This is a genomic window from Bacillus sp. ISL-47 (assembly GCF_018613175.1).
In the GTDB taxonomy this organism is placed as follows: domain Bacteria; phylum Bacillota; class Bacilli; order Bacillales; family Cytobacillaceae; genus Cytobacillus.
The window spans coordinates 1-9,590 of record NZ_JAGGQS010000012.1; the positions used below are offsets into that span (position 1 = coordinate 1).

11 protein-coding genes are annotated in these 9,590 nt (G+C 40.9%); 8 read left to right on the top strand and 3 right to left on the bottom strand.

What is annotated here, in order from left to right; translation table 11 throughout:
• Positions 1-17: 17 nt before the first annotated feature.
• Together bioB and J7I93_RS05425 are read right to left on the bottom strand one after the other, a co-directional pair.
• Positions 18-1,010, bottom strand: a complete 993-nt coding sequence (gene bioB / locus J7I93_RS05420; RefSeq protein ID WP_214724093.1) for a biotin synthase BioB — start codon at positions 1,008-1,010, stop codon at positions 18-20.
• A gap of 18 nt (positions 1,011-1,028) precedes the next feature.
• The gene (locus J7I93_RS05425) at positions 1,029-1,625 is read right to left on the bottom strand and encodes a biotin transporter BioY (RefSeq protein ID WP_214724095.1); all 597 of its coding nucleotides are present in this window, start codon (positions 1,623-1,625) and stop codon (positions 1,029-1,031) included.
• A gap of 191 nt (positions 1,626-1,816) precedes the next feature.
• Between J7I93_RS05425 and J7I93_RS05430 the strand changes: the two genes are divergently transcribed.
• The 3 genes from J7I93_RS05430 to J7I93_RS05440 are packed head-to-tail and all read left to right on the top strand — an operon-like array spanning position 1,817 to position 3,976.
• Positions 1,817-2,884, top strand: a complete 1,068-nt coding sequence (locus J7I93_RS05430) for an ABC transporter permease (protein ID WP_214724097.1) — start codon at positions 1,817-1,819, stop codon at positions 2,882-2,884.
• Positions 2,884-3,600, top strand: a complete 717-nt coding sequence (locus J7I93_RS05435; protein WP_214724099.1) for an ABC transporter ATP-binding protein — start codon at positions 2,884-2,886, stop codon at positions 3,598-3,600. The genes J7I93_RS05430 and J7I93_RS05435 overlap by 1 nt, the downstream gene beginning before the upstream one ends.
• Positions 3,584-3,976 (top strand): hypothetical protein, encoded by a 393-nt coding sequence (locus J7I93_RS05440; protein ID WP_214724101.1) that lies wholly within the window; start codon positions 3,584-3,586, stop codon positions 3,974-3,976. Before J7I93_RS05435 ends, J7I93_RS05440 begins: the two co-directional genes overlap by 17 nt.
• Before the next feature lie 45 nt (positions 3,977-4,021).
• Here J7I93_RS05440 and J7I93_RS05445 read toward each other — a convergent pair whose 3' ends face one another.
• Complete coding sequence (locus tag J7I93_RS05445; RefSeq protein ID WP_214724103.1) at positions 4,022-4,528, bottom strand: DoxX family membrane protein; 507 nt, start codon at positions 4,526-4,528, stop codon at positions 4,022-4,024.
• A gap of 251 nt (positions 4,529-4,779) precedes the next feature.
• Here J7I93_RS05445 and J7I93_RS05450 point away from each other — a divergent pair, with 251 nt between their 5' ends.
• From J7I93_RS05450 to J7I93_RS05470, 5 genes are all read left to right on the top strand, one after another.
• Entirely contained in the window at positions 4,780-5,010 is a 231-nt protein-coding gene (locus tag J7I93_RS05450; RefSeq protein WP_214724105.1) for a hypothetical protein, read from the top strand.
• A gap of 146 nt (positions 5,011-5,156) precedes the next feature.
• The gene (locus J7I93_RS05455; protein WP_214724107.1) at positions 5,157-5,432 is read left to right on the top strand and encodes a DUF2188 domain-containing protein; all 276 of its coding nucleotides are present in this window, start codon (positions 5,157-5,159) and stop codon (positions 5,430-5,432) included.
• A 458-nt stretch (positions 5,433-5,890) separates the two neighbouring features.
• The gene (locus J7I93_RS05460; protein WP_214724109.1) at positions 5,891-6,643 is read left to right on the top strand and encodes a DeoR/GlpR family DNA-binding transcription regulator; all 753 of its coding nucleotides are present in this window, start codon (positions 5,891-5,893) and stop codon (positions 6,641-6,643) included.
• The gene (gene pfkB, locus J7I93_RS05465) at positions 6,640-7,569 is read left to right on the top strand and encodes a 1-phosphofructokinase (RefSeq protein WP_214724111.1); all 930 of its coding nucleotides are present in this window, start codon (positions 6,640-6,642) and stop codon (positions 7,567-7,569) included. The genes J7I93_RS05460 and pfkB overlap by 4 nt, the downstream gene beginning before the upstream one ends.
• A gap of 1 nt (position 7,570) precedes the next feature.
• Positions 7,571-9,442: a PTS fructose transporter subunit IIABC gene (locus J7I93_RS05470; protein WP_214724113.1), complete on the top strand. Its 1,872-nt coding sequence runs from the start codon at positions 7,571-7,573 to the stop codon at positions 9,440-9,442.
• Positions 9,443-9,590 lie beyond the last annotated feature (148 nt).

The window sequence follows — 9,590 nt, forward strand, 5'->3', positions numbered from 1 at the left end:
ACCCCCTCCTACTCGATTTAAGTTAGCACTTTATTATCAGAAACAAAGTCAATTTCAAAACCGAGATCTTTCAGCATTTGATGGTCAGCTGTACTTTCCTGGCCGGCGGTGGTCAAATAATCGCCAACAAAAATGGAATTCGCTGGATATAAGCCAAGAGGCTGAAGACTGCGAAGATTAACCTCCCTGCCCCCGGAAATGCGGATCTCCTTAGAAGGGTTTATAAAACGCATCAGGCATAGCACCTTCAGGCAGTAGCGAGGATTCAGCTCATTTGTACCTTCGAGCGGCGTACCATCAATCGCATGTAAAAAGTTAACGGGAATAGAATCGGCATCAAGAGCTTTAAGGCTTCTGGCCATCATGATTACATCCTGTTTGGTCTCTTTCATGCCGATGATCACACCGGAGCATGGAGATATTCCGGCTTCCTTAATTAATTGGACCGTGTTGACTCTGTCCTGGTATGTATGTGATGTAGTAATGGTTTCATGATGAGTTTCTGAGGTGTTGACATTGTGATTATAGCGGTCCACTCCTGCTTCCTTCAGCTTTTCAGCCTGTTCTGGCTTTAGGAGCCCAAGACAGGCACAAACCTTCATATTATAGGATTCCTTTATCTCTTTAACAGCTGATATAACTTCTTCTAATTCTTTATTGCTTGGCCCTCTTCCGCTCGCCACAATACAATAAGTGCCAACGTTAAGCTGGTGAGCTTGTGTCGCTCCCTTGAGTATGGATTTTTTATCCATCATTCTATACTTTTCAATAGGAGCTGTGGATATGCTCGATTGTGAACAGTAGCCGCAGTTTTCAGGGCATAAGCCTGATTTAGTGTTAATAATCATATTCAGCTTGACTTGATTTCCATAGTATTTATGTCGTATTTTATAGGCGCTATGCAATAAATCAAGCAGTTCTTCATCTCCGCAATTTAGAATTCCCAAAGCCTCTGCATCTGTCAGTTCATATCCTTCCAATACATTTTGAGCTAACTCTCGATAATTCATGAAACTCCTCCTCTTGTGTTATGCTGCGCGGTTTATTTTTCTGAATTGGCTGCGGGCAAATACTCTATGCTCCAAGCGGTAAGCCATGATTCCGGCAAAAACGGATAGAATAATATCTTTTGGAAGCGGGACAACCATCCACAGCCATGCCATTTGATAGGTAAAGCCTTCTGGCGCTGTAAACCATAGCTTGTAAGCCATAAACATCCAATTCGTCCCGAATACATAGTTGATTATCATGCCTAATAAGGCAGCAGTAACATAAACGGGCAGGGATTTTTTCTTTTCAATGATTTTGCCTGTTACATAAGCTGTAAAAATAAAAGATAGGATAAATCCAAATGTGGGACTTAATAATGAAGCAAACCCTCCGCCAAATTTAGCGAAAACTGGAGCCCCTGCAAGACCGACGAAGGCATATACTCCCATTGTTATAGCACCTAAGCGGCTTCCTAAAATGGCTCCTGCCAAAATGGCAAAAAAGGTTTGCAGAGTAATAGGAATTCCGCCGATCACCATAAACGGAACAAATGTGGTAATGTTTGCTCCTACAGCCATAAGAGCAACAAACATTCCAGCCAATGTTAAATCAATCGTTCTTAATCCTTTTTTCATATCATGCCTCCTGGGGAATTAATATTTATACAATTTAGGATAATAGCAGGTTGTGTTATATGTCAACTTATTTTTGTTTTAAGTTAACATTAATGTTTTATTAATCCTATAATTTGTAAACATCTGTTCATTTTCTGTTCATATTCAACTTCTATAGTTAAGGAGAAGAAAGAAGAGGAAGGTGATTGGAGATGTTCTCATTATCCTTTAAGGAGATGCGTTTTTTTAAGGTAAGGTATCTGCTAATAAGCTTTATTCTATTTTTTATCGCTGCGCTGGTTTTTATCATAAATGGCCTTGCAAACGGGTTATCAATGGATAATGCATCCTCATTCAAAACAATGGATGTGGGAGCATTTTTTATTTCCAGTGATGCAGAATTAAGGTTAGATCGTTCAAGTATAGAGATTGGCAAGGATCAAATAGAATCTTCTTCGGCTAAAATTCAGCCTGCAGCCATCCAAATGGCGTCACTGCAAGGAAGGGAAAATCAAAAGGTGGATGTAACCTTTATGGCAATAAATCCTGGCAGTTTTTTAGAGCCTAGCGTTATCAAGGGTAAAGCACTTACTGCCAAAAACTCTATGGTTGTGGATAGCTCTCTAAAGAATGAGGGTGTAAGGGTTGGGGATGTGCTGAAGGATGAGCGCACTGGTGCAATATTTACGGTTTCAGGATTTGCGGTACATCAAACCTATAGCCATACACCAGTTGCGTTTATATCCCTTGATTACTGGAGTGAGCTAACAAATGGAAAAGCCAGCTTTCTGGCAATGCAGGAGAAGGATCAAGTTCTACAGGATAAAATCACCAAAGCTGCAGATGGCATTTGGGTGGAAAAAGAGAAGGTTATTAGCGGTATTCCAGGCTACGAGGCTGAACAGAATTCTCTATTCATGATGCTTACGTTTTTGATTGTGATTGCTGTATTTGTCCTGGCAGCTTTCTTCTATATAATGACGATCCAAAAGAAGGGCCAGATGGGTATTTTAAAGGCAATTGGAGCCAAAACGGGCTTTTTAATAAAAAGTACTTTAGCACAGGTTTTAATGCTGACAGTGATAAGTATAGGGGCAGCAATAGCTTTTACATGGATTGCAGGACTTTTGCTGCCAACAAATATTCCTTTTGTATTTGATATGGTTCAGATTGTTAAATACGCAGCAATCCTGTGTATGGTATCACTTTTTGGATCACTTATTTCCAGCATAAACATCATAAAAGCAGATCCAATTCAGGCAATGGGAAGGGTGGAATAATGGGAAATTATCCTTTGGTTCTTAAACAAATCAATAAATCCTTTAATGACGGTGATAAAAATATTAAAATATTAAGTGATCTTTCTTTTGCAGTTGAAAAAGGCGAATTAGCAGCAGTTATAGGTCCCTCGGGTTCAGGGAAAAGTACATTTCTATCGATTGCCGGAGCGCTTTTGACCCCGGATAATGGTGAAATTTATATAAATGGAAAAGACGTTTCCAGTCTTTCTGATGTTGAAAAAGCTGATGTCAGGCTGCAATCCATTGGCTATATCTTTCAAACTTCAAATCTTGTACCTTACCTGAAAGTAGAAGAGCAGCTGGGTCTAGTTCTGAAAATGGCCAAACATAACAGGGGAGAGAAAAGTGATTATGTTAGAAATTTATTAGAATCAGTTGGCATGGAACATAGATCAAGCCATTATCCCCATCAGCTTTCAGGTGGTGAAAAGCAAAGGGTGGCAATTGCCAGAGCCTTTGCTAATGACCCGGATATCATATTGGCGGACGAGCCGACAGCCAGCCTGGATTCAAACCGAAGTGCGGCGATTATCAGATTAATTTCCAGGATTGTAAAAGAGAAAAACAAAGCGGGTATTATTGTGACGCATGACGAAGGGGTATTGCCATTCTGTGACCGGATTTATGCCATGCAGGATGGCCAGCTATTAGAACAAACAACGAAAAGGGGAACAAACAATGCATCCGTACAGTAAATTTCTATTAAGACTTTCCGCAATTTTTGCTTTAATTGGCGCTGGCTTAGGAGCTCATATGGCTGGAACGAATGATTATGCCATTAGACCAATCCATGCACATATTTTGGTTGTTGGATGGTTATCGCTTTTTGCTTGGGCCGTCTATTATAAAATTTTTACTCCAGCCAGCAAGGTATTGCCAAAGCTGCATGTCATGACTGCGGCTGCTGGTTCTATTGGATTAACAGGCGGAATGGCACTGCATATTTATCAGCCGGCGTTTTTGCCAGAAGCAGTCAACACAGCTCTTTATATCTTCGGTGGAGTCATTCTGCTGATTAGCTTTCTGCTATTTGTCATTTTAACCTTTTTAAAAACAAGTGAAGAAAAATAAAAATAGGCCCGTTCGAAATCGAACGGGCTTTATATAATAGGTAGATTAAGAGGCGATTGTTTCATTTCGTCCCAGTTTCCCTTTGAATAGTTTGCGCAGGAATGGGGTGACATAGCGATCAAGACCGAATTTTCCGGCGTTATAGCCTGCAACAAGAATGAATATAGTTAAAAGGACCATTTGCGCGTTCGTGCTGACTGTTCCAGAGAACAAGAAGGCAAAATTCATGATAATTCCAAAGAAAGCAGCGGCAGTGGTCAAGCATCCTAAAATTAATCCAAGGCCTACAAGCAATTCTCCCCAAGCTACCAAAAAGCTGAATAACTCTGCGTTTGGAACAGCAATGCCTTCAAGGAAGGCTGCCCACCAGCTTTGAACAGCTGGATGATCGCCAGTTGCTTTGGCAACCGCTCCTTGCAAAAATCCGGACGCATCAAAGCCATCCACTACTTTATGGTAACCGGCAGTCAGCCAAGAATACCCAAGATATAATCTGATCACAGTGAGAAGTGCAGCAGCAATATGATTTTCTCTAAGCCATTTTACAAACATCCTAATCGCTTCCTTCCAAAAATTTAATTGATGATTACACTTATAATATACTCTGAAGTAACCAAAAATGGATCGATTTGAAAGAGTGTTCACACATCTGCAGAAAGATTATGGCAATAATATGAAATTGTTAAAAAAGAAGGACACACTGCAGTATTGCGGGATTAAACAGAATATTTTCACCGGCGATATTGTACCAAAATAGAGATAGGATTATAATAATTATAAAGAAAGAAAAAGGAGGGCGAGGCATGATTCGAATGTCAGTCGCTGGTATTGGGGGATTTTTCCTCGTTTTTGTTGAAGCGTATATTGTCATGTTTTTAAAAGGCTACCAAACGATTGACTTTGGCGGGATCAGCCCTTTTGTAACGATATGGGCGATGAACTTCTTTTTTCTGTTCACAATCCTCACCCACCTGAAGCTGTGGCATGATGAACGCCAAGCCAGAGAAGAAACTTGTTCCGAGAACGACTATTAATTCAGGGATGCTCTTTTTTGAGCATCTTTTTTTGTTGCATAAATCTGCATCCCTCCTTTTTAGGTTTCCTTCCATGCCAACAGGGTAAAGTGATACTGCTTAACACTTTGATGATATCAAACTAACAACAACCAGGAGGTATGACCATGGCAAACAATAACCAAAATAATCGCAGTGAAGAACAGGAACAATATTTTAAAGACCGTGAAGGAACAGATGAAGCAAGATTCCATGTAGTACCGCATGATGAGGAAGGATGGGCAGTCAAAAAAGAAGGCCAGGATGATCCTGAATATACAGCTGAATCCAGATCCGATGCTGTAGGAGAAGCCAAACGTATGGCTGAGGAAGCAGGAACAATGGCCATCCTTCATAAGGAAGATGGAAAAATAGAAGACCTTGTGAATTATGAAGAAAATTGATATATGTTTGTATAGGGGCATTACTATTACATAGTAGTGCTCTTTATTTATATGTTTGCAAGAACTTAATTGCGGCAGTAACACTCCAAAGGCAGGAGTGTTTTTTATTTCTAAAAACAAAAAAAATCCGCTTCCAGTTTTGAAAGCGGACCAAAAAGAGACCTTGGAACGAGTCAATTCAAAAAATGAAACAATATATAGTGTTATTAGAAGAATAGAAAAACTATATATTGTTATTTTTGATTCTAGCATAATAATGCACAGAGAGCAAACTATTATTTTGATATATTTAAATATTCTTTTAATTACAATCCACTATGTTGAAATATTGAAAAACATTCAAAAACAATCATTATAATGACTGTTTTTGAATATTTTTGAATGGAAATAATTGATTTTTGCAATCGGTTTCAGTATGATGTAATCAAGGTAAGAAACAGTATTTTGGGGGTGATGTTTTGTTAACACCGGAGCGCCATAAATTGATTCTGCAGCTTTTAAAAGATAAAGGTGTAGTAAAAATTCAGGACCTGGTTGATAGAACAGAGACATCGGAATCAACAATCAGAAGAGATCTCTCTCAGCTGGAGGAGGGAAAATACCTGAAAAGGATTCATGGCGGGGCAGCAAGGCTTCAAGGAAAGCTGCAGGAGCCGAGCATGACTGAAAAATCCTCTAAAAACCTTCAGCAAAAACGGCAAATTGCCCAATATGCTGCTAGCCTTGTTGAAGAAGGAGATTCCATCTATCTGGATGCTGGTTCTACTGTGACAGAAATGATCCCGTTTTTGCCTTCAAATGATATCGTCGTTGTAACGAACGGGTTAATGCATATCAATGCACTGCTCGAACGGAATATTAAAACATTTATAATTGGCGGTTTTGCCAAAGAACAGACAAAAGCTATTATCGGCAGGGGAGCGCTGGCAAGCCTTGAGCATTATCGCTTTGACAAATGCTTTATGGGTGTTAACGGAATCCATCCACAATTTGGATACACCACTCCGGACCAGGATGAGGCCATGGTTAAGCAAATGGCTATTTCGCTCACAAGAGAGGCCTTTGTGCTTGCTGATGATACGAAGTTCTCGGAAATAGCTTTTGCCAAAATTGCCGATCTGCATACAGCAACAATCATTACGAATGAGCTGGATAGGGAGCCTCAGGAGCCTTATACCAGCAAAACTACAATAAAGGTCGTGACAGCATGATACACACATTGACGTTAAATCCGTCAGTGGACTACATCGTAGAGTTGGACGAGATAAAAATTGGCGGATTAAACCGCATGCAAACTGATACGAAATTTCCCGGCGGAAAAGGGATCAATGTTTCAAGAGTGTTAAACAGAATGGATGTTAATAGCAAAGCACTTGGTTTTATAGGCGGATTTACGGGAAACTATATCGCCGATTACTTAAAAAATGAAAACATTGATACTGACTTTGTCCTAGTGGCTGAAGATACTAGGATTAATGTAAAGATAAAGACTGGAAAAGAAACAGAAATCAATGCTAAAGGTCCAACTATTTCAGAAAAGAATCTTCAGGACCTTAAAAAGAAAATAGGCAGTCTTTCTGATGAGGATCTGCTCGTTTTAGCGGGCAGTATTCCTTCCACATTGCCAGAAACAACATATGAAGAACTGGTCAAAATTTGCTCGGAGAACGGGACAGCATTTGTAGTTGATGCTGAAGGCGAATTGCTGAAAAAGGTCCTTTCTTACAAGCCATTTATAATAAAGCCTAACCACCATGAATTAGGGGAAATCTTTAATACTGAATTTACAGCCGCAGAAGAAGTCATCCCATATGGCCAAAAGCTTGTAGAAATGGGCGCACAAAATGTAATTGTTTCATTAGCCGGAAAAGGCGCGGTCTTGGTCACAGATGAAAATGCATATATTGCTAGTGTCCCTCAAGGGGAAGTGGTAAGCTCAGTCGGGGCAGGAGACTCTATGGTAGCAGGCTTCCTGGCAGCTTTTGAAAAATACAGAGATATAGAAAAAGCTTTTCAATACAGTGTAGCATCCGGAAGCGCAACCGCGTTTTCATTGGGTCTTTGCACGAAGGAAAAGGCAGAGGAATTGCTTCCTCAGGTTTCAATTTCAAAGATCAACCTAAAAGGGGAGAATTAGGATGAGAATTACAGAATTGCTTACAAGAGACACAATCCTGCTCTCTATGAGCGGAACGGGCAAGCTGGATGCTATAAATGGCCTGGTAGATAAGCTTGATGAGGCTGGAAAGTTAAATGACCGCTCAGCATTCAAAGAAGCCATCTTAAAAAGGGAAGAGCAAAGCACAACAGGCATTGGTGACGGAATTGCCATTCCACATGCTAAAACGAGTGCGGTAAAGAAGCCTGCAATTGCGTTTGGTAAATCAGGAGCAGGAGTGGATTATGAATCTCTTGATGGTCAGCCTGCCCATTTATTCTTCATGATTGCAGCCCCTGAAGGCGCAAATAATACACACCTGGAAGCATTATCAAGGCTCTCCTCCATTTTAATGAACGAAGAAGCCCGCAAAAAGCTTTTAAATGCGGCTTCAGCGAATGAAGTTATAGATATCATTGACAGCTATGATGAAACAGAAGAAGAGGAAGATCAAAATATTGCAGACAGCAAACGTTTTATCGTTGCGGTAACAGCTTGCCCTACAGGAATCGCACATACGTATATGGCAGCAGATTCTCTGAAAACAAAGGCAGCTGAACTAGGTGTTGATATTAAAGTTGAAACAAATGGTTCCAGCGGAGCTAAAAATGTTTTGACACCTGAAGAGATTGCAAACGCAACAGCTGTCATCGTTGCTGCGGACACAAAGGTTGAAATGGAGCGATTCAGCGGTAAACACTTGCTGGAAACTCCAGTTGCGGACGGAATTCGCAAACCACAGGAATTAATTGAAAAAGCGCTAAAACAGGATGCTCCAGTTTATAAAGGTGTAGGCTCAAATGGCACTGCTGGATCTGAAAATAAAAAAGAACAAAAGACTGGCATCTATAAGCATCTGATGAACGGTGTATCCAATATGCTTCCATTCGTAGTTGGAGGCGGAATCTTGATAGCTATTTCCTTTATGTTCGGATATAAAGCTGCAGATCCTAACGATCCTTCCTATCATCCAATTGCAGAAGCATTGATGACAATCGGCGGCGGAAATGCCTTCGGATTGATCGTACCGATTCTTGCAGCATTCATTGCAATGAGTATTGCAGATCGTCCTGGTTTTGCAGCAGGTGCTGTAGGCGGAATGCTGGCTGCTACTGGCGGAGCTGGCTTCCTTGGCGGTATTATTGCCGGTTTCCTTGCGGGATATGTTGTAGTCGGTTTAAAAAAGGCCTTTGCAGGACTGCCAGTTTCCCTCGAAGGAATCAAAACGATCTTGCTTTATCCGCTTTTCGGAATCGCTATTACTGGTTTGCTAATGCTTTATGTGGTAAATAGGCCAGTAGGAGCTTTGAATACTGCCATTACTGAGTGGCTTTCAGGTCTAGGAACTGGAAATGCAGTGCTTCTTGGAGTTGTCCTAGGGCTAATGATGGCCTTTGATATGGGCGGCCCGGTTAATAAATCAGCATATGTCTTTGGTACCGGACTGTTGGCTAACGGCGTATACGAACCAATGGCTGCCATAATGGCTGCAGGTATGGTTCCCCCTCTTGCAATCGCACTTGCAACAACTTTGTTTAAAAGTAGATTTACGAAACAGGAACAGGATGCAGGAAAAGCAAACTATATTATGGGATTCTCGTTCATAACTGAAGGTGCTATCCCGTTTGCTGCGGCAGATCCATTGCGCGTCATTCCATCCATCATGGCGGGTTCAGCCGTGGCGGGTGCCATTTCAATGATGGCTGGAATTGGATTAAGAGCGCCTCATGGCGGGGTATTCGTTGTACCTCTTGTTGATGGTCCGTGGGTAATTTACCTTGTAGGAATCATCGCAGGTGCATTTGTATCATCACTATTGATTGGATTACTGAAAAAACCTATAAGTAAATAATTATGCCTAAAGCCGATACTGTCTGCGTATCGGCTTTTTTACATAGGCTCTTTTTTAAAGGCTGTTTTCGCAAAGTTTGTTGCTTACAAACTAGTGTTAATTACTGAGTTGATTGGAGTGGAAGGCACTTGATCCTGCGGGAAGAGAG

Excerpts from the sequence above, each read along its gene's own strand:
- J7I93_RS05470 (WP_214724113.1), top strand. The coding sequence starts at position 7,571 with ATGAGAATTACAGAATTGCTTACAAGAGACACAATCCTGCTCTCTATG.
- J7I93_RS05455 (WP_214724107.1), top strand. The coding sequence starts at position 5,157 with ATGGCAAACAATAACCAAAATAATCGCAGTGAAGAACAGGAACAATAT.
- J7I93_RS05435 (WP_214724099.1), top strand. The coding sequence starts at position 2,884 with ATGGGAAATTATCCTTTGGTTCTTAAACAAATCAATAAATCCTTTAAT.
- J7I93_RS05440 (WP_214724101.1), top strand. The coding sequence starts at position 3,584 with ATGCATCCGTACAGTAAATTTCTATTAAGACTTTCCGCAATTTTTGCT.
- J7I93_RS05430 (WP_214724097.1), top strand. The coding sequence starts at position 1,817 with ATGTTCTCATTATCCTTTAAGGAGATGCGTTTTTTTAAGGTAAGGTAT.
- J7I93_RS05450 (WP_214724105.1), top strand. The coding sequence starts at position 4,780 with ATGATTCGAATGTCAGTCGCTGGTATTGGGGGATTTTTCCTCGTTTTT.
- J7I93_RS05445 (WP_214724103.1), bottom strand. The coding sequence starts at position 4,528 with ATGTTTGTAAAATGGCTTAGAGAAAATCATATTGCTGCTGCACTTCTC.
- J7I93_RS05425 (WP_214724095.1), bottom strand. The coding sequence starts at position 1,625 with ATGAAAAAAGGATTAAGAACGATTGATTTAACATTGGCTGGAATGTTT.
- bioB (WP_214724093.1), bottom strand. The coding sequence starts at position 1,010 with ATGAATTATCGAGAGTTAGCTCAAAATGTATTGGAAGGATATGAACTG.
- pfkB (WP_214724111.1), top strand. The coding sequence starts at position 6,640 with ATGATACACACATTGACGTTAAATCCGTCAGTGGACTACATCGTAGAG.